General features: G+C 66.4%; 19 protein-coding genes. 15 read left to right on the top strand and 4 right to left on the bottom strand.

Annotated features, from left to right (window positions below):
• Positions 1–93 precede the first annotated feature (93 nt).
• The 8 genes from HWX03_RS06975 (at position 94) to cysS (ending at position 9,103) form a co-directional block, all read left to right on the top strand.
• Positions 94–1,050: an LnmK family bifunctional acyltransferase/decarboxylase gene (locus HWX03_RS06975; protein WP_175870790.1), complete on the top strand. Its 957-nt coding sequence runs from the start codon at positions 94–96 to the stop codon at positions 1,048–1,050.
• Entirely contained in the window at positions 1,047–1,316 is a 270-nt protein-coding gene (locus HWX03_RS06970; protein WP_174429068.1) for an acyl carrier protein, read from the top strand. The genes HWX03_RS06975 and HWX03_RS06970 overlap by 4 nt, the downstream gene beginning before the upstream one ends.
• Entirely contained in the window at positions 1,313–2,542 is a 1,230-nt protein-coding gene (locus HWX03_RS06965; RefSeq protein ID WP_175870789.1) for a hydroxymethylglutaryl-CoA synthase family protein, read from the top strand. The genes HWX03_RS06970 and HWX03_RS06965 overlap by 4 nt, the downstream gene beginning before the upstream one ends.
• Before the next feature lie 33 nt (positions 2,543–2,575).
• Positions 2,576–2,854 (top strand): phosphopantetheine-binding protein, encoded by a 279-nt coding sequence (locus HWX03_RS06960; protein ID WP_059615572.1) that lies wholly within the window; start codon positions 2,576–2,578, stop codon positions 2,852–2,854.
• Positions 2,851–4,113 (top strand): beta-ketoacyl synthase N-terminal-like domain-containing protein, encoded by a 1,263-nt coding sequence (locus tag HWX03_RS06955; protein ID WP_175870788.1) that lies wholly within the window; start codon positions 2,851–2,853, stop codon positions 4,111–4,113. The genes HWX03_RS06960 and HWX03_RS06955 overlap by 4 nt, the downstream gene beginning before the upstream one ends.
• Positions 4,110–5,369: a thioesterase domain-containing protein gene (locus HWX03_RS37310; RefSeq protein ID WP_208456795.1), complete on the top strand. Its 1,260-nt coding sequence runs from the start codon at positions 4,110–4,112 to the stop codon at positions 5,367–5,369. The genes HWX03_RS06955 and HWX03_RS37310 overlap by 4 nt, the downstream gene beginning before the upstream one ends.
• A 43-nt stretch (positions 5,370–5,412) precedes the next feature.
• On the top strand, positions 5,413–7,617 hold the full coding sequence (gene scpA / locus HWX03_RS06940; protein ID WP_175870787.1) for a methylmalonyl-CoA mutase: 2,205 nt from the start codon (positions 5,413–5,415) through the stop codon (positions 7,615–7,617).
• 109 nt (positions 7,618–7,726) lie between these two features.
• Complete coding sequence (cysS, locus tag HWX03_RS06935) at positions 7,727–9,103, top strand: cysteine--tRNA ligase (protein ID WP_175870786.1); 1,377 nt, start codon at positions 7,727–7,729, stop codon at positions 9,101–9,103.
• Positions 9,104–9,724: 621 nt separating this feature from the next.
• Here the strand turns inward: cysS and HWX03_RS06930 are convergent.
• Together HWX03_RS06930 and HWX03_RS06925 are read right to left on the bottom strand one after the other, a co-directional pair.
• A complete protein-coding gene (locus tag HWX03_RS06930; RefSeq protein ID WP_175870785.1) occupies positions 9,725–10,237 on the bottom strand; it encodes a DUF4262 domain-containing protein in 513 nt (170 codons plus the stop codon).
• 121 nt (positions 10,238–10,358) lie between these two features.
• Positions 10,359–12,212, bottom strand: coding sequence for an ABC transporter ATP-binding protein (locus HWX03_RS06925; protein ID WP_175870784.1), 1,854 nt, complete (start codon positions 12,210–12,212; stop codon positions 10,359–10,361).
• 289 nt (positions 12,213–12,501) lie between these two features.
• Here HWX03_RS06925 and HWX03_RS06920 point away from each other — a divergent pair, with 289 nt between their 5' ends.
• The 6 genes from HWX03_RS06920 (at position 12,502) to HWX03_RS06895 (ending at position 16,709) form a co-directional block, all read left to right on the top strand.
• Positions 12,502–13,068 (top strand): TetR/AcrR family transcriptional regulator, encoded by a 567-nt coding sequence (locus HWX03_RS06920; RefSeq protein WP_175870783.1) that lies wholly within the window; start codon positions 12,502–12,504, stop codon positions 13,066–13,068.
• A gap of 224 nt (positions 13,069–13,292) precedes the next feature.
• The gene (locus HWX03_RS06915) at positions 13,293–13,718 is read left to right on the top strand and encodes an organic hydroperoxide resistance protein (protein ID WP_059790211.1); all 426 of its coding nucleotides are present in this window, start codon (positions 13,293–13,295) and stop codon (positions 13,716–13,718) included.
• 57 nt (positions 13,719–13,775) lie between these two features.
• The gene (locus HWX03_RS06910; protein WP_175870782.1) at positions 13,776–14,810 is read left to right on the top strand and encodes an alpha/beta hydrolase; all 1,035 of its coding nucleotides are present in this window, start codon (positions 13,776–13,778) and stop codon (positions 14,808–14,810) included.
• Positions 14,811–15,071: 261 nt separating this feature from the next.
• Complete coding sequence (locus tag HWX03_RS06905; protein ID WP_175870781.1) at positions 15,072–15,443, top strand: CidA/LrgA family protein; 372 nt, start codon at positions 15,072–15,074, stop codon at positions 15,441–15,443.
• Complete coding sequence (locus HWX03_RS06900; protein ID WP_174386234.1) at positions 15,440–16,174, top strand: LrgB family protein; 735 nt, start codon at positions 15,440–15,442, stop codon at positions 16,172–16,174. The genes HWX03_RS06905 and HWX03_RS06900 overlap by 4 nt, the downstream gene beginning before the upstream one ends.
• A gap of 229 nt (positions 16,175–16,403) precedes the next feature.
• A complete protein-coding gene (locus tag HWX03_RS06895; RefSeq protein WP_174386235.1) occupies positions 16,404–16,709 on the top strand; it encodes a hypothetical protein in 306 nt (101 codons plus the stop codon).
• Positions 16,710–16,815: 106 nt separating this feature from the next.
• On the opposite strand, the gene wrbA is transcribed toward HWX03_RS06895, so the two are convergent.
• Positions 16,816–17,418, bottom strand: a complete 603-nt coding sequence (gene wrbA / locus HWX03_RS06890; RefSeq protein WP_174386236.1) for an NAD(P)H:quinone oxidoreductase — start codon at positions 17,416–17,418, stop codon at positions 16,816–16,818.
• A gap of 61 nt (positions 17,419–17,479) precedes the next feature.
• Complete coding sequence (locus tag HWX03_RS06885; protein ID WP_175870780.1) at positions 17,480–18,205, bottom strand: pirin family protein; 726 nt, start codon at positions 18,203–18,205, stop codon at positions 17,480–17,482.
• A gap of 127 nt (positions 18,206–18,332) precedes the next feature.
• Between HWX03_RS06885 and HWX03_RS06880 the strand changes: the two genes are divergently transcribed.
• Positions 18,333–19,250: a LysR family transcriptional regulator gene (locus tag HWX03_RS06880; protein ID WP_175870779.1), complete on the top strand. Its 918-nt coding sequence runs from the start codon at positions 18,333–18,335 to the stop codon at positions 19,248–19,250.
• The last annotated feature ends 35 nt before the right edge of the window (positions 19,251–19,285 follow it).

Below are 19,285 nucleotides of genomic sequence, written 5' to 3'. Positions count from 1 at the left end.
CGCCAACCGGACACCGCTTGCGAAGTCCGGGCTGCCTTTGCGGCGGCCCGGGCCTCATGAGCCTCCCACAACCCTTGATTGAGTGTTGTAACGATGACCGTATTGGAAACTTTCGCCGGTTTCGAACCCGACACCCTGGTGCGGATCGATGACCAGTCGCTGTCGCGCTTCGTCACCGTGAAGCCCGCGATGTGCGGCCATAACGCCCGCCTCGCCGGCCAGATCGGTGACTGGACCTGGGAAGCGGTCAGCCACCTGTGCGGCGTGAATGCGTTTCGCGCTACCGACGCGCTGAACATGCCGACCTACCTGTCTTTCTTCTACTACCAGTTGATCGGCGACCAGGCATTTCATCTGCGGGTGCCGACGTTCGGCGACCGGCTGCAGGTGGTGTCGCGCTGCTACGGCTTCGGCCCGGAATCGATTCTGACCGTCCACCGGCTCGCGCCGGCCTCGCACGAGTTGCCGGCCACCGTCTCGGCGGAAGAGATGCTGCGCGCGCGGCTGCCCGGCTGCCTGTACGCGCAAACCTTCAATCGGTGGATCCAGCGTCGCGGCCAGGGCAACCGTGAACTGCAGTCGGCGGCGCCGTCCGGATTCCGCTACCAGCATCTCGACCGGCTGCCACCCGAGCTGTCGCCCCGCACCGCCTACGACGCCGCGCGCCGCGGCGGCAGCTTCGCGCCCGACGACGGCACGCTGTTGCTGCGCGACGACCTGCGGCTGGCCTACGAGGTCGACATGGGGCGCGACCTGAACGGCGTCGGCCTGCTCTATTTCGCGAGCTATTTCGAGATCGCCGACAGCGCGCTTGCGAAAGCCTGGCGCCAGCTAGGACGTGACGACGCGTCGTTTCTCGACCGGGTCGTGCACGCCCAGCGCGTGTTGTTTCTTGCCAATGCGGACGCCTGCGCGAGCCTGGCAATCCGGATACGGCGTTTCGAGGTCCCGGCGCAGCCGGGCCGGGAAGTCTTCGATATCGGCATCAGCGAGCGCGACAGTGGACGCGTGCTGGCGATCATCGAACTCTGTTGCGAGGAAAAGGCATGACCGTACCATCCGACACCGTGCTGCGGGATACCCGCGAGCAGGTCCATGGCGTGCTGCTGGACATCATGCCGGCGCTGAATGCGGCGGACATCGACGAGCGCCGGCATCTCAAGGAGCTGGGCGCCGATTCGGTGGACCGCGTCGAGATCATCATGTCACTGCGCGAACGTTTCGGGCTTGACGTGGCGATGTCGCGTTTCAGCGACGTGCCGGACCTGCACACGCTGATCGTGCTGTTGGCCACGCTGCGGGAGGGGGCGGCATGAGCGAAGTCGGCATCGAAAAACTCAACGTTTATGCCGGCGTCGCAGCGATCGACGTGGCCGAGCTGTTCCGCGGGCGTGGTCTCGATCCGGAGCGGATCGGCAACATCCAGCAGGATCGGCGTTCGCTCGGCCTCGGCTTCGAGGACCCGGTCACCAGCGCGGTCAATGCGGCGAAGCCGATCATCGAACAGCTCGGCGAAGCCGCCGAGCGGATCGAGATGCTGATCGTGTCGAGCGAGTCGGGCGTGGATTACAGCAAGTCGCTGGCGTCATACGTGCACCGCTATCTCGGGCTCGGGCCGCACTGCCGCTTTCTCGAGGTCAAGCAGGCCTGCTATGGCGCGACGGCCGCCTTGCAGATGGCGCTCGGCTACCTCGGCTCCGGCGTCTCGCCCGGCGGCAAGGCGCTCGTCATCGCGACCGATATCTCGCTCGTCGATGCGCGGGCCGGGTATGCGGAGCCGTCGACCGGCTTCGGCGCGGTGGCGATGCTGCTCGGCCAGGCGCCCGAGGTCCTGACGATCGATCGCGGCGCGTTCGGCCTCTACAGCTACGAGACGATGGATTCCGCGCGGCCGCTGCCGACCCAGGACATCGCCGACGTCGACAAGTCGCTGTTCGCGTATCTCGACTGCCTCGGCAACAGCTTCAAGGACTATCAGTCGCGCGTGCCGGAGGCCGATTTCGTGACGACCTTCGGGCAGCTGTGCATGCACACGCCGTTCGCCGGCATCGTGCAGGCCGCGCACCGGAAGATGATGCGCGACGTCGCGAGGCTGTCCGATCCCGCGGTGCTGCGCGACGACTTCGCATGTCGCCTGCAGCCGTCACTGGTCTACCCGCGCCAGGTGGGGAACATGTGCTCGGGGTCGCTCTACCTCGCGCTGGCCAGTCTGATCGAAAACCGCGACGGTGACGCGCCGGTTCGCGTCGGGCTCTATGCGTACGGCTCGGGATGCTCGTCGGAATTCCTGAGCGGGGTCGTCGATGCCCGTTCGCGCGCCGCGCTCGAGCCGTTCGCGATTGCCGATGCGCTGGCGGCACGCACGCTCGTGTCGTTCGAACAGTACGAGGCGCTGCTGCGGACCACGCTGGGTGCGATCGCGCCCGTCAGTTCGCGCACCGTACGCATCGAGGACGACATCCCGCTGCTGCCGGCCAGACGGCCGAGGCTGCTCGCGCTCGCGCGGATCGCAGATTACGAACGCCACTACGAGTGGATCTAGCCGCTTCGACGGACAACGAGAGAGTACGACAACATGAAACACGCCATCCCGGCAGGACAGGATCTGGAAAGCACGGTATTGCAGGTGATCGCCGGCAATATTGCCGATTTCATGCCCGGCATCGACCCCGCGCAGGTGTCGATCGCCGGGAAACTGGCCGATTACGGCTGCAACAGCATCGACCGCATGGATATCGTCTGGAAGACACTCGATGATCTTCAGCTCGATATTCCCGTAACGGAATTCAGTGCGGTTCACGACCTGAGCGGCCTCGTCGCGCTGCTGTGCGGCTTCATCGGGCGTCGCAATTGATCGCGCCTGCCCTCGCCGTGACGGGCCTCGGCGCGGTCAGCGCATGCGGTCTCGGGACAGCGGCGTTGCTCGACGCCATGCGCGCCGGCCGAGTCGGCATCGAGCCCGGTGCCGCCCATGGCCTGCCGGCGAGCGCGCTCGCGCCGCTGCCCGATTGCGACATCGCCCGCGATGCCGGTGCGCTCGGCATCGACGCCGCGCTGGCGGCCAGACTGCAGCGAAACGCGCATCGGGCCGGCCAGGCGCGCCGCGCCGCGTTGCTGGCCGCCGCGCAGGCGTGGTGCCAGTCGGGCTCGCTTGCCGCCGCCGATCGTGTCGCGCTGATCGTAAGCGGGTCGAATCTTGACCAGCAAGGTATCGCGGAGTCGATGTCGCGCGCGATGGAAGGGCGCGCGGTGCGGCCCGGCTACGCGAGCGATTTCATGGACTCCGATCATGTCGGGGCGATCAGCGAGGCGCTCGACATCCGGGGCGAGGGCTATGCGATCGGCGGTGCGTCGGCGAGCGGCGGCATCGCGCTCGCGCATGCGCGGCGCGCGCTGCTCAGTGGCGAGGTCGATGCCGTGCTTGTGGCCGGCGTGCCGATGATGCTGTCGGGCACCGAGTTGCAGGCGCTGGCGGCAGCCGGCGCGATGTACCGTGGCCCGGCGCCGCGGGCCGGCGAATGTGTCTGCCGGCCGTTCGACCGCGGGGCGTCCGGCTTCGTCTATGGCCAGGCCAGCGCTGCGATGGTGCTCGAGCCCGAGGAGGCGGTGCGCGCGCGCGGTGGCCGGACGCTTGCCCGCCTCGCCGCCGCGACGATGGGGCTCGACGCGAACCGCTCGACGAATCCGAGCGTGCAGGGCGAGGTAGGCGCGATGCGGCGCGCGCTGTCGCAGGCGGGCCTCGACGCCGCCGCGATCGACCTCGTCAGCGCACATGGAACCGCGTCGGTGCTCGGCGACCGGATCGAGGCGACGGCGCTCGCGGAGGTGTTCGCCGAGGCCGGTTGCCGGCCGGCGATCAACATGCCGAAGGCGCTGTTCGGTCATTGCCTGGCCAGCGCCGGATTGCTGGAAGCGGTGGCGCTCGTTCTGCAGATGCGCGCCGGGTTCGTGCACGGCAATCCGGCGCTCGACACGCCCGTCGACGATCGCCTCGACTGGGTCGGTGCGGATGCGCGCGAACACCGGGCGGTTGCCGCGATGTCCAACAGCTTCGGCTTCGGCGGCATCAATTCATCCCAGATCTTTACTCTTCCCCAGGAATCCTACCCATGACCCCAAGCTGGATCGGCGGGCGTCCGCTCAACTCCGACACCGCCACGACACGGCTGATCTGTTTTTCCCATGCGGGCGGCGGAACGGCGCTCTATGCGCCCTGGCGCACCGCATTCGGGCCCGAGATCGAAGTGTGCCCGGTGTTGCTGCCCGGGCGCGAGGCCCGGATGCGGGAGCGTGCCTATCGCCGAATGGAGGACCTGATCGATCCGCTCGTCGATGCGCTGATGCCGTATCTGGACCGGCCATTCTCGCTGTTCGGACACAGCATGGGCTCGATCGTGGCGTTCGAGGTGGCGCGCCGCGTGGCGGGGCTCGGTCGGGTGCCGTGCTCACTGCTCGTCTCGGGACGCCGGGCGCCCCACCTGCGCAGTCCGCGGCCGCCCGTTCACTGCCTCGACGACGCGGCTTTCGCCGACGCGATCGCCGAACTCGGCGGCACTCCCGAGGAAGTGTTACGTGATCGCGGGATCTTCCAGACGTTTGCGCCAAGCCTGCGCGCCGATTTCGAATTGAACGAGCGCTATACGCCACTGATCGGGCCGCCTCTCGCTTGCGAGATCGTCGCGTTTTCCGGCGACCGTGATCCGCAGGTCACCGAGTCCGAATTGCTGGCCTGGCGGGAAGTGACGAGCGGCCCGTTTTCGCACCACCTGCTCGACGGCAACCACTTCTATCTGCAGGCGTCGCCTGCGCCGCTGCTCGCGCTTGTCGGTGCGCATCTGCGCGGGATGGCGACCGCCCAGGCGACCCATCCGGTGCCGTGCGAGACGTCGCGGCCGTTCACGGTCCTGGGCGTGCATCACGTTGCGATCGGGGGGCCTGACAAGGCGCGCCTGACGAATCTGTGGGTGAACCTGCTGGGGCTGTCGGTGGCGGAGCGCTTTCGCAGCGATGCCGACAACGTGGACGAGGACATCCTGATCGCGGGTGCGGGCGCCGGTGCCGTCGAGATCGACCTGATGCAGCCGCTCGACCCGGCGCGCAAACCCGACGTGACCCGTCCCGCGCTCAACCATATCGGCCTCGCCGTCAGCGACCTCGATGCGGCCGTCGCGTGGCTGGCCGCGAAAGGCGTGCGATTTGCCGATGGCGGGATCCGGCGCGGCGCGGGTGGTGCGCGCGTCGCCTTCATTCATCCGGCAGCCAGCGCGCAGTTTCCGCTGGGCGGTGAAGGCGTCCTGATCGAGCTCGTGGAGGCCGTGTCGGCTGTCGGGCACGACGCCCGCGACGAACGCGTCCGGCAGCCGGCGTGAGCGGCGCCGTCGCGTCACCCGAAGTCCCACTGGAGGAACAACCATGCCTGACAATCGAGACCCGGGCGCGCCGGCAGCAGCGCCGAACCTCGCCGCGCTGCAACGCGAGATGGAGCAGATCCGGCTGAAGCCGTTGTATACCGCAGCGGACACGGCGGGGCTGCCGTTTCAAGACACCTTGCCGGGCGCGCCACCGTATCTGCGCGGCCCGTACGAGACGATGTACACGACGCGTCCGTGGACGATCCGCCAATACGCGGGCTTTTCAACCGCGCAGGAGTCGAACGCGTTCTATCGCAACGCGCTGCGGGACGGCGTCGACGGAATCTCGGTCGCTTTCGACCTGCCGACCCATCGCGGCTACGACTCGGACAACGCCCGCGTCGCCGCCGATGTCGGGATGGCGGGCGTCGCGATCGATTCCGTGGAGGACATGAAGGTCCTGTTCGACGGCATACCGCTCGACAGGATTTCGGTTTCGATGACGATGAACGGCGCCGTGCTGCCGATCATGGCCTGCTTCATCGTCGCGGCCGAGGAGCAGGGCGTCGCGGAATCCGCGCTGACCGGAACGATTCAGAACGACATTCTGAAAGAGTTCATGGTGCGCAACACCTATATTTACCCCGTGCGCCCATCGATGCGGATCGCCACCGACGTGATCGAATACTGCGCGACCCGCATCAAGAAGTTCAATTCGATTTCGATCTCCGGCTACCACATGCATGAGGCGGGCGCGTCGCCGACGGTCGAACTGGCGTTCACGCTCGCCAACGCGCGCGAGTACGTGAAGGGCGTGCTGGCGCGCGGTCTCGCCATCGACGCGTTCGCGAGCAGGCTCAGCTTTTTCTTCGCGGTCGGCATGAACTTCTACCTCGAGATCGCGAAGTTGCGCGCCGCCCGCCAGCTCTGGTGGCAACTCGTCGGCGAGTTCAATCCGGCCAGCGAACGCTCCCGCATGCTGCGCACGCACTGCCAGACCTCGGGGTGGTCGCTGACGCGGCAGGAGCCATACAACAACGTGGTGCGCACCACGATCGAGGCAATGGCGGCCGTGTTCGGCGGCACCCAGTCGCTGCACACCAACTCGCTCGACGAGGCGATCGCGTTGCCGAGCGAGTTTTCGGCGCGCCTCGCGCGCAACACGCAACTGATCATTCGCGAGGAAACGCAGATCCCGAGCGTGGTCGATCCATGGGCCGGATCGTACATGATGGAATCGCTGACCCAGGATATCGTCACCCAGGTCACGCAGGTCATGGACGAGATCGAACAGCTCGGCGGCGTGATCGGCGCGATCGAATCGGGCTGGGCCAAGCGCAAGATTGCCCACGATGCGTCGCGCAAGCAGGCGCGGATCGACGCGAACGTGGATGTGATCGTCGGTGTCAACAAATACCGGCCCGACACCCCGGACTGCGAGACCAAGGTGCGCAGGATCGACAACAGCGCGGTGCGCGGGGAACAGGTCGACCGCTTGCGGCGCCTGAAAGCGACGCGCAGCCAGCGCGATGTCGATGCCGCGCTGGCCGCGTTGCGCGACGCTGCCGCACGCGGGCAGGCAGACCGTGGCCGGCGCAACCTGCTCGATGCGGCGATCCAGGCGGCTCGCGTTCGCGCGACGGTCGGCGAAATCTCCGCCGCGATCGAGGCCGTGTGGGGCCGGTATTCGGTTCGGACGGAGGTGCTTGCGGGCGTCTACGAACGTGAGTTCGCGAACGATGCCGGATGGCAACGGCTCGTCTCGGAGATCGCGCAGTTCTCGGCCACGCACGGTGGTCCGCCGCGCGTTCTGATGGCGAAGCTCGGCCAGGACGGACATGACCGTGGGATCGGTGTGGTGTCGGGCGCCCTTAAGGATCTGGGCTTTTCCGTCGTAACGGGAACACTGTTCCAGACCGCCGAGGAAGTGGTTCGGATCGCGTCCAGCGAACAGGTTCACGCGATCGGCATCTCATCGCTGACGGCAGGGCACGGGGTCTCGATTCCGGCCCTGATGGACGGCATGGACCAGCATCTGCCGTACCGGCTGCCCGTCTTTCTCGGCGGCGTGATTCCCGACTCGGACCATCCGGAACTCCGTCGTCTCGGCGTCGCGGACATCTTCGGCCCGGGAACGCCGATCGTCGATTTCGCTTCGATCATGCTGCGCCGGATCGAAGCCGAACTCGGCGCGCGCATGGCCCCGGACCCGCGGCCGGCCGGCCGGACCGATTCGCTGCCCGTTACTGACACGATGTCCGGCTGATCCACGGCGGCCTACCGGTTGCCGCGCCGGCGCCCGATCGATTCGTCATGACATCGGGCCTGGACCATCGGGCCGGCCGCGGCCCTCCTTATCCCTTTACCGCGATACGATGGAAATTCTTCTTTACGACACCTGGGAGCGCTCGCTGCGGCCGTTCAGTCCGATTCATGCGGACTGGGTCGGGTTGTATTGCTGTGGCCCGACCGTCTACGACCATGCCCATATCGGCAATCTGAGAACCTATCTCTTCGAGGATCTGTTGCGCCGGACCCTGGAATTCAACGGCTATACGGTTCGCCATGTCGTCAATATCACCGATGTCGGCCATCTGCTGTCCGACCAGGATGAAGGCGAAGACAAGGTCGAGCGTCGGAGCCGACGCAGCGGCGTGTCGGCCTGGGCCCTCGCTGAACGCTACACCGAGGCGTTCATCACTGATCTCGGGCTGCTCAATATCCAGCTACCGACGATCTGGTGCAAGGCGACCGACCATATCAAAGAGCAGATCGCGCTGATCGAATCGCTCGACGAGCGCGGGTTTACCTACCGCACGCAGGATGGCGTCTATTTCGACACGTCGCGGCAGGAGGGTTACGGCTATCTCGCCAGACTCGACAAGGCAGGACTCGATGCCGGCGCGCGAGTCTCGATGGGCGAAAAGCGCAGCGCAACCGACTTCGCGCTCTGGAAGTTCAGCCGCGCGGACGAGCAGCGCCAGATGGAATGGGCCAGCCCGTGGGGAACCGGATTTCCCGAATGGCACAGCGAATGTTCGGCGATGTCGTGCAAGTACCTCGGACCATGGTTCGATATCCACTGCGGCGGCGAGGATCACGTTCCCGTCCACCATACGAACGAGATCGCGCAGAACGAGGCTCGTCACGGCACACGGCTCGCGAATTTCTGGCTGCACGGTCATTTCCTGCAGGTCGACAAGACGAAGATGTCGAAATCGAGCGGCGATTTCCTGCGATTACGATCGCTGATCGACGAGGGCGTCGATCCGCTCGCTTTTCGCTATCTATGCCTCGGCGCGCATTATCGCGGCCACCTCAATTTTTCCTGGAGCGCGTTGCAGGGCGCAAGCGCGGCGCTGAACCGGCTCCGTCAAAAGTACTTCGAGCTTCCGGCCGGAGGCGACGTCGATCCCGATTTCATCCGGCGATTCCGGGCAGAGGTGAATCGCGATCTGAGTACGGCAAACGGACTGGCAATGGTGTGGGACTTGTTGAAAAGCACGCTGCCCGATGCGCGCAAGAAGGCGACCCTCGCCGCAGTCGACGCCGTACTAGGCCTGTGCCTCATGCAATGGAGTCCGGACGACAATGAAGCGATTCCTGAGCCGATTCGTAAACTGCTGCGTGAACGGACGGCAAGCCGAGCCAGTAGGGACTGGGGACGATCAGATGCCTTGCGGGCGGAAATCGAGGCGCAGGGTTACGTGGTCGAAGATTGTGGGGTGGGCACTCGGATTCGGTGCCGATAGACCTCTTCTGGGACCCAGTGAAAGTCACCGCCGGTGCAGTGTGGCTCGCTTACCCCGTTCTGCACTTGCCTAGATATGACAATGCATAGCGTTTGGAATCCTAATTTTTATAATCAGCAATGGCGTCGGAAAAAGTGTGGCGGTTCTATACAATGTTGTCGTCTAGACATAGAGAGATGTCGCATTTATGAGCTTGCAGGCTGCTGGCTTATGCGGACATGTGGGGCCGGCCATGCATCCAGCGGGAGTCGTGACCTAACCATGCGCGAACTCGACCGACTCAAAGTGATCTCAAGCTGTCGAGAAGAGTTTGAGGCTCGGTGTTGTCTGAGCGTTCGCCAAGTCGAGCGGCTAGTTCAGCCATACCAGCAATAGGGCGCGGGTTGAATTGACGTCACGTAAGCGAGGGTTCCTCGGCAACCGGAAGCTGGATGAAGGGATCGCTCTTCGAGCGCTGACGATCATCCGGAAGCGCTATGCCGATTCCGGGCCGACTGCAATGAGCTGGTGCTGACCTGCCCCCTTCAATAAGGCAAATGGATGCGCGCGCAACGGATTGACGACCGGCGCGCGGATCGCGCGTGCATCGCGACAGGCGCGCTGTCCGACCCGGTGCGCCGGTCAGTGGCGCGCGTCGCCCGATGCGAACAGGCGCGGCTGCGCCGCGTTCAACGCATCGTCCGCCTCCGGCTGCCATGGAAAAACCCCGTTGCGGTCGGGCCACAGCAACTGGACGCACGGGAACGCGTCGTTGCCGTAGAACCAGCGGTTCCAGCCGAGATGGGCTTCGTAGTGGGCTGGCTCGACCGGCATCAGCAGCGCGTTCGCGTTGCCGTAGACGGCGGCCGTGACTTCCCCGATCGGCGGCGGCGTGCCGGCCGCGACCTTCCGGTAGACGTCCCACAGCACGTCATGGACGATGCGCGCCGGCAACGAGAACACGATGATTTCCGGGAAACCGTGGTTGACCCACAGCCCGGTCGTGAACGAGAAGCCCGGCGCGTCGCCTTCCGCGAACACTTCCGTGCGGAACCACCCGTGCTGGCGAATCTGATGCACGAAGCGCTGCTCGTCTTCCTCGAGCGCCGAATCGGGCGCATCGAGCGCGGTCGCGATATCCGGTCGCGTGGTCATGGGGTCTCCTTGCGGCTGCGTCGGTCGGTACGGAACCGGGCGATGGCGCCCGGCCGGCGGGAAGCGATCGCGGCGATATCCGCCGCCGATCGATGGCCGCCATGTTGCCATGGCGGCCGGCCTACTGCGCCACGCTTTCCGCGTCCGCCGTTTCGCCGAGGAACCCGCCGCTCTGGTGCGCCCATAGCGCCGCGTAAATGCCGCCGGCCTGCAGCAACTGCTGGTGCGTGCCTTCCTCGACGATGCGCCCTTCGTCGAGCACGATCAGCCGGTCCATCGCGGCGATCGTCGACAGCCGGTGCGCGATCGCGATCACCGTCTTGCCGCGCATCAGGCTGTCGAGGCTGCGCTGGATCGCGACTTCGACCTCGGAGTCGAGCGCGCTGGTCGCTTCGTCGAGCACGAGGATCGGCGCATCCTTGAGCATCACGCGCGCGATCGCGACGCGCTGCCGCTGGCCGCCCGACAGCTTCACGCCGCGTTCGCCGACTTCGACGTCGTAGCCGCTGCGGCCGTGGCGGTCGCGCAGCCGGTCGATGAACTCGGACGCTTCCGCGCGCATGGCCGCATCCTGCATCTCGCGCTCGGTGGCGTCGGGGCGGCCGTACAGCAGGTTTTCGCGCATCGTCCGGTGCAGCAGCGACGTATCCTGCGTGACCATCCCGATCGCGGCGCGCAGGCTGTCCTGCGTCACGTGCGCGATGTCCTGCCCGTCGATTCGGATCGTGCCGCCGCCCACGTCGTAGAAGCGCAGCAGCAGGTTCACGAGCGTCGACTTGCCGGCGCCCGAGCGGCCGATCAGTCCGATTCGCTCGCCCGGCCGGATCGTGAGGTTCAGCCCGTCGAATACCGCGCGATCGTTGTCCTCGTGCGCGAACTGCACGTTGTCGAACACGATTTCGCCGCGCTTCACCGCGAGCGGCTTCGCATCGGGCGCGTCGACCACGCTGCGCACCTTCGTCAGCGTGTTGATGCCGTCCTGGATCGTGCCGACGTTCTCGAACAGCTCGGTCATTTCCCACATGATCCAGTGCGAGTAGCTCGACAGGCGCAGCGCCATCGCGATCACGGCCGCGACCACGCCCGCGCTCGCCTCGCCGTGCATCCACAGCGCGAGTGCGAGGCCGGCCGAGCCGATCAGCAGCAGCGTCGACAGCAGGTGGTTGACGATCTCGAACGCGCTGACGAGCCGCATCTGCGCGTCGCCGGTCGCCTTGAACGCCTCCATCGCGCGCCGCGCGTGGTCGGCTTCGCGCCGCGTATGCGAGAACAGCTTCACGGTCGTGATGTTCGAATACGCGTCGGTGATGCGGCCCGTCATCAGCGCGCGCGCGTCGGCCTGCCGGCTGCCGACCGCACCGAGGCGCGGCACGAAATACGCGCACGCCGCGCCGTAGCCGAGCGCCCACAGCACGAGCGGAATCATCAGCCGCCAGTCGAAGCTGGCGGCGAGGATGAGGATGCCGATCAGGTAGGCGGTGACGCCGATCACGACGTCGACCGACATGAACAGCGCGTCGCGCACCGCGAGCGCGGTCTGCATGATCTTGGTCGTCACGCGGCCCGCGAATTCGTTCGCGTAGAACGACAGGCTCTGGTCGAGCATCAGCCGGTGAAACAGCCAGCGCAACCGCATCGGGAAGTTGATCGCGAGCACCTGGTGCTTGACCAACGTATGCAGCGCGATCAGCAGCACGCTGCCGGCGAGGATCGCCGCGAAACCGGCGAGCGTGCCGAAGTGGCGGCCGCCGAATTCGGCCGGTGTCGACGACGACAGCCAGTCGACCACGTGCCCCATCATCGCGAACAGCGCGGCTTCGTACGCGGCCAGCGCGGCCGATGTCAGCGCGATCAGCAGGATCCAGCCGCGCGCGCCCTGCGTGCACGCCCAGACGAACGAGAAGAATCCCTTCGGCGGCGTGGCGGGATCTTCGAGCGGGAAAGTCGGCAGGCGCCGTTCAAACCACGAATACATCGACTTGTTCTCCTTATGCGGCCCGACGCAGCGGGCGGGCCGATGATGCCGGGCCGGATGCGAGGCGGTCATCGTGTGCCGGCACGTCCGTTCCAGCCGATGGACGTTACGCCGCGATCGCGTGGCCCGGCGTCAAGTGTCGCATCGATTCGACCGTGCTGCAGGCGGGTTGTAAGCCGCCCCGGCCGTGCGAACGGCGCCGTACTTCCGCATCGGGCTTGCAGTAATGGTCATCGCGCCCCTAAAAAACTTCTTGACTGTCTATCTATGAGTAGATAAAGTTCGATCCATGGAAACGAAACCGACCGTCCGCGAACAGATTCTCGACCACGCGATCACGCTGATGATGCAGCGCGGTTACAACGGCTTCAGCTATCGAGATCTGTCCGACCTGGTGGGCGTGAAGACGTCGAGCATCCACTACTACTTCCCGTCGAAGGACGATCTCGTGCTGGAAGCGGTGGCGGCCTACAGCGACGAAGTCCTCGCGGCCGTGCGGGCGATCGATCCGGCCTTGCCGGCCGACGTGAAGCTGAGCCTGTACACGAAGATGTTCGGCCGCACGCTCGGCGACGGCAACCTGATCTGTCTGTGCGGGATGCTCGCGGCCGACATCGAAACGTTGCCGGAGAGCGTGCGGCAGGCCGTGCAGGCGTTCTTCAAGGCCAACGAGCGCTGGCTGGCGGAATTGCTCGCGCAAGGCGCGCAGGAAGGCACGCTGCAGTTCAGCGGCGAGCCCGACACGGCGGCGCGCACGTTGTATGCGGCGTTCCAGGGCAGCGTGCTGGCCAGCCGGCTGTTTCACACGCGGGCGCGCCTCGAGGACGTCGAGGCCGTCTGGAAAACGCGGCCCTGACGGGCGGCGCAAGCAGTTGGGCGGTTCGCCGCCTTTTTATTGAATCTCGTTATCTATCATGTAGTAGATAGATGGCTGGCGCAGGTGGATCACCCGCCTGCATTTTTTGGGGATGTTTATCTATCTATGAGTAGATAAATTGAGGCGATGTCGGCGCAGAAGCCGCCGGCACGCGGTCCCCGGTTCGAAAGCTGTTTCATTCATTTGCTGAAAAGGAGTCTGTCATGTCGATCGAAAAAGTGCTGTACCGCGCCCATGCAAAAGCCACCGGCGGCCGCGACGGCCGTGCGACGGTGCCCGAGAGCGGCCTCGACCTGAAGCTGACCACGCCGCGCGAGCTCGGCGGCGCCGGCGGTGCGGGCGCGAACCCCGAGCAACTGTTCGCCGCCGGCTACAGCGCGTGCTTCATCGGCGCGATGAAGTTCGTCGCGGCGCGCGACAAGATCGCGATGCCCACGGACGCCGCGATCGAAGGCAGCGTCGGCATCGGCGCGATCCCGAACGGCTTCGGCATCGAAGTCGAACTGAAGATCTCGCTGCCAGGCCTCGATCGCGACATCGCGCAAACGCTGATCGACCGCGCGCACGTCGTCTGCCCGTACTCGAACGCGACGCGCGGCAACATCGATGTCACGCTCACGCTCGTCTGATCAATCGCACTGCCAACCATTCATCGCCATTCAAAGCATCAACCAAGGAGTCGCACCATGAAGATCGTCAAGCCGCTGCTGATCGCCGCCGCCGTTGCCGCCGCATTGTCCACCGCACCTGCAGCGTTCGCCGCGGGCGCCGACGCCGTCCGTCCCGATGCGAAGACGAGCGCGTTCCTCGCCGCGCTGAACGGCCAGAAGGGTCCGGGCCTCGAAACGCTGAGCCCCGCGAAGGCGCGCCAGGTGCTGGTCGACGCGCAGAACGGCGTGAAGGTCGATCTGTCGGGCATCGACGTATCGAATCGCACGATCGAGCAGGACGGCCTGTCGGTGCCGGTCACGATCGTGCGTCCGCAAGGCGTGACGGGCACGCTGCCGGTATTCGTGTTCATTCACGGCGGCGGCTGGGTGCTCGGCGATTTCCCGACGCACGAGCGCCTCGTGCGCGATCTCGTCGTGCAGTCGGGCGCCGTCGCGGTGTTCGTGAACTACACGCCGTCGCCGGAAGCGCGTTACCCGGTCGCGATCAACCAGGCGTATGCGGCGACGAAATGGGTGGCCGCGCACGGCGCGGAGATCGGCGTCGACGGCAGCCGCCTCGCGGTGGTCGGCAACAGCGTCGGCGGGAACATGTCGGCCGTCGTCGCGCTGATGGCGAAGGACAAGGGCGGCCCCGCGATCCGCTTCCAGGGGCTGATGTGGCCGGTCACGGACCACGACTTCAACACGGGTTCATACCACGCGTACCAGCAGGGCCACTTCCTGACGCGGCCGCTGATGAAGTGGTTCTGGGACGCCTATACGAAGAACGAAGCGCAACGCAACGAGATCTACGCGTCGCCGCTGCGCGCGAGCGTCGCGCAGTTGAAGGGGCTGCCGCCCGCGCTGATCCAGGTCGCGCAGTTCGACGTGCTGCGTGACGAAGGCGAAGCGTACGGCCGCAAGCTCGACGCGGCCGGCGTGGACGCGACGACCACGCGCTACGACGGCACGATCCATGATTTCGGTCTGCTGAACGCGTTGGCCGACGATGCGCCGACGAAGGCCGCGACGAAGGCGATGGCCAATGAAATCGCGACGCGGTTGAAGTAACGCGATCGACGGTCGTTCGAATCGGAACGACAGGACGGCGGGCACGTGCCCGCCGTTTTTGCGTCCGTGCGGGCGTTTCGTTCATGCCCGGCAGCGTGTCGGGCGAAACGGTCGAATGGCGATCGCGCAATCGCACGATCGCGCCCGGCCGCCGGCATTGTTGGTACGATCGCGCGTATCGTTCACGCCGGCGTCGCAAGCCGCCGGCTCATCGGCCGCGCGGCTGCACGGCCGCGCGGCCACGTTCGGGAGAAGCGGTTCATGTTGCAGGCGTTCGCGGTCTTGCTGATCTTCCAGTGTCTCGGGGAAGGCGTGTCCTATCTGTTCGGCCTGCCGGTGCCGGGCCCCGTGATCGGCATGCTGCTGCTGTTCGGCTTCGTGATGCTGCGCCCGCAGGTGGCCGATGCGATCGAGCCGACCGCGCTTGAGCTGCTGCGTCACCTGTCGCTGCTGTTCGTGCCGGCCGGCGTCGGCATCATGGTGTCGGCCGACCGCGTGCGCGGCGACGCGGTCGCGGTCGTCGTCGCGCTGGCCGTCAGCACCACGCTCGCGATCGCGGTGACGGCGCTCGTCACGCGCGCGCTGCTGCGGCGCCAGCGCCGCGCGGGCGGCACCGCGGAGGGTGTGCAATGACGGCTTTCCCGAAGCTCGGCGCGATCTGGGTCTATCTCGCCGCGAGCCCGCTGCTCGGCCTGACCATTACGCTGGTCGCGTATCTGTTCGCGCAGGCCGTCTATGCGCGGGCGCGCTTCAATCCGCTCGCGAATCCGGTGCTGATCGCGGTCGCGGTGATCGTCGTGCTGCTGACGATCACGCATACGCCGTATCCGACGTATTTCGAAGGCGCGCAGTTCGTCCATTTCCTGCTCGGCCCCGCGACCGTCGCGCTCGCGCTGCCGTTGTACCGCCAGTGGTCGAAGCTGCGGCGCACCGCGCTGCCGCTGCTCGTCGGCCTGCTCGCGGGTTCACTGACCGCGATCGTGTCGGCGGTCGGCATCGCCGCGCTATTTGGGGCGTCACATCAGACGATCGCGTCGCTCGCGCCGAAATCGGCGACGACGCCGATCGCGATGGCCGTCGCCGCCGAAATCGGCGGTATTCCGTCGCTCACCGCCGTGCTCGTGATCTCGACCGGGATCTTCGGCGCGGTGTGTGCGCGCGGAATCCTCAATCTGCTGCGGATCGACGAGCCGGCCGTGCGCGGCTTCGCGCTCGGCGTCGCGTCGCACGGGATCGGCACCGCGCGCGCGTTCCAGGTCAGCGAGGAAGCCGGCGCGTTCGCCGGGCTCGGGATGGGGTTGAACGGCGTGCTGACGGCGTTCGTCGTGCCGATCCTGCTGCCGGTGCTGTCGCGCTGGATCTGAGCGGGCACCGGCCGGCCACGGGGTATCGGTTTCCCGGATGGCGCGGACGACAGGCCGAACCGACGGCGCACCCGGCGCGCATGTATCGTTGGCGTTATCAGGAGAATTCAGGAACGCCCAAGGACATTTGCGCAGCGATCGGCTAACGTTGCATCGGCGCCGTTGTCGCAAGCCGTCGCGTGCACGCCGGTGTCCGACCCACACTCAACAATCGACAAGGAGATCGGCCATGAAGCAGTCTCGCGTGGTTTCGGTGGCAGTAGCAGTAGCGGCGTCGTTCGGTCTGTTGTTGACCGCCGCGCCGGCGGCATACGCGCAGGACCCGGTGTCCGCGCCGGCGCAGAAGCCGCTCGACAAGGCGCAGAAGAAGGCGGCGCGCAAGGCGGCCCGCGCGCGGCACGCGTCGGACCTGAAGGCGATCGGCACCGGCAGCGGCTACCGGCTGACCAACGACCAGAGCAACTATCCGCAGAACGCCGTGCAGAAGGCGCCCGCGACGAAGGCGGCGCCGGCCGCGCCGGCTTCGGGCCAGTAACGGCCGAAAGCGTGGCACAGGACGAACGGCGCCGGTCGAACCGGCGCCGTTTGTTCATGTGCGGGACTGCGGGATAGCAGGGCTGCGGGGGCGCGAGGCCGCCGCGTTACGACGCGAGCTTGCTCGCGAGTTCCGCGACGTGCTTGCCCTGGTAGCGCGCGATGTCGAGCTCGTTCGCGCTCGGCTGGCGGCTGCCGTCCGCGCCCGCGAGCGTGGTCGCGCCGTACGGCGTGCCGCCGGTGATTTCGCTCATGTTGACGAGCCCGCTGCACGCATACGGCACACCGACGATCACCATCCCCTGGTGCAGCAGCGTCGTGTGGAACGACGTGATCGTCGTTTCCTGGCCGCCGTGCTGGGTGCCGGTCGATGCGAACACGCTGCCGATCTTGCCGACGAGCGCGCCTTTCATCCACAGGCCGCCGGTCTGGTCGAGGAACGTGCGCATCTGGCCGGCCATGTTGCCGAAGCGGGTCGGCGTACCGAAGATGATCGCATCGTAGTCGGCGAGTTCGTCCACCGTCGCGACCGGCGCGGCCTGGTCGACCTTCACGCCGATCGCGCGGGCCTGGTCGACGGGGATCGTTTCCGGTACGCGCTTGAGCGTGACCTCGACGCCGGGCACCGATTTCGCGCCCTCCGCGATGTGTTGCGCCATCGTTTCGACGTGCCCGTAGGACGAGTAGTACAGAACGAGAACCTTGGCCATGTTGCGAATCTCCGATTAAAAGGGCCCCGCGGTCAGCGGGGCCCGGTTTCCCGAACGGGCGTCACGCCCATTCGGCCGTCACTTCGACCGGACGCAGGTCGAACACCAGCACTTCGGCATCCTTGCCGTCGGCGATCGTCAGCGCCTGTTCGCCCCGGATGCGCGCGCCGTCGCCTTCGCCGAGCGTCACGCCGTTGACCGTCACGCTGCCGCGCGCCACATGCACGTAAGCGAAGCGGTTCGGATCAAGTTCCAGCGTAGTGCTTTCGTTGCCGTCGAACAGGCCCGCGTAAATCCGGGTGTCCTGCCGGATCTTCAGCGAACCGGCGTCGCCGGTCGGCGACACGACGAGGGCGAGCTTGCCGCGCTTCTCGTCGGCCGCGACATTCGTCTGCTGATAACGCGGCTCGGCACCCTTTTCGGCCGGCCCGACCCAGATCTGCAGGAAGTGGACCGGCGTGTCCGGCGAGTGGTTGAACTCGCTGTGGCGCACGCCCGTGCCCGCGCTCATCAGCTGCACGTCGCCCGGCACGATCACCGAACCGGTGCCCATCGAGTCCTTGTGTTCCAGCGCGCCGTCGAGCACGTACGACAGGATTTCCATGTCGCGGTGCGGGTGCGTGCCGAAGCCGCCGCCCGGGGCGACGCGGTCGTCGTTGATCACGAGCAGGTCTGAGAAGCCGACTTGCTTCGGATCGAAGTAATTCGCGAACGAAAACGTATGACGGGAGCTGAGCCAGCCATGCTCCGCACGGCCACGTTGGTTTGCTGCACGGATGTCGATCATGATTTTGTCCTTGAAGTCGCCGAACCTCGAAAGTGGGCCCGGCCGTTCGTTGAGATGAATCTTAGGTCAATCGATTTGACAAATAAATCGCTGTAGAGATAATGACTGTCGCTATGGAGTGGACAATATGGAACTCAACGACCTGAGGATCTTCGTCGCGACCGTGGACGCAGGCAGCTTCACGGCGGCGGCCGATCAGCTGATGCTGTCCAAGCAGTTCGTCAGCCGGCGCACGATGGCGCTGGAGGCGTCGCTCGGCGTGCGGCTGCTGCATCGCAATACCCGCAATCTCGCGGTGACCGAATCGGGGCAGGAGTTTTATGTGCGCGCGCAGCGCATCCTCGCGGAGATCGCCGACGCCGAGCAGGCGATGTCGGTGCGCAGCACCGAGCTGCATGGTTCGCTGAAGATCAGCGCGCCGCTGTCGTTCGGGATCACGCACGTGTCGCCGCTGATTGCCGAATTCCTGTCTGCGCACCCGGCCGTGCGGCTGAACCTCGACCTGACCGACCGGCGCGTCGACCTGATCGGCGAGGGCTTCGATCTCGTGCTGCGGATTGGCTCGCTCGAGGACTCGACGCTGATCGCGCGTCCGCTCGGCGCGTGGCGGATGATCGCGTGCGCGAGCCCCGCGTACCTGAAGCGGCACGGCGCGCCGCAGACGCCGGCCGATCTCGCCGGCCATACGTGCGTGCTGTACGGGCGCGAGCGGCGGATTGGCTGGGAATTCCGCGTCGACGGCGCGGCGCGCACGTTCGACGTGCAGGGGCCGCTCGTCGCGAACAACGGCGAAGTGGTGCGCGACGCCGCGATCGCGGGGCTCGGCATCGCGCTGCTGCCGCATTTCATCGTCGGCGCGGCGCTCGACAGCGGGGCGCTCGTGCCGGTGCTCGACGCGTACGTGCCGCCGCCGATCACGCTCAATGCGGTGTTTCCGCAGCACCGGGAAGGGTTCGTCACGCTGCGCACGTTCATCGGGTTTCTCGCGGAGCGGCTCGGGGAGCCGGCGCCGCCGGGCGCGAGCGGGGCGGGCCGGGTACGGTAGCGGGCCGCTTTGCGGTGAATGGGACGATTAATCTC

The sequence above is a fragment of the Burkholderia sp. BCC0397 genome (assembly GCF_902832865.1).
Classification (GTDB): Bacteria; Pseudomonadota; Gammaproteobacteria; order Burkholderiales; family Burkholderiaceae; genus Burkholderia.
The sequence above is the reverse complement of the archived record's forward strand: the minus strand, read 5'-3'. Positions and strand labels throughout refer to the sequence as shown.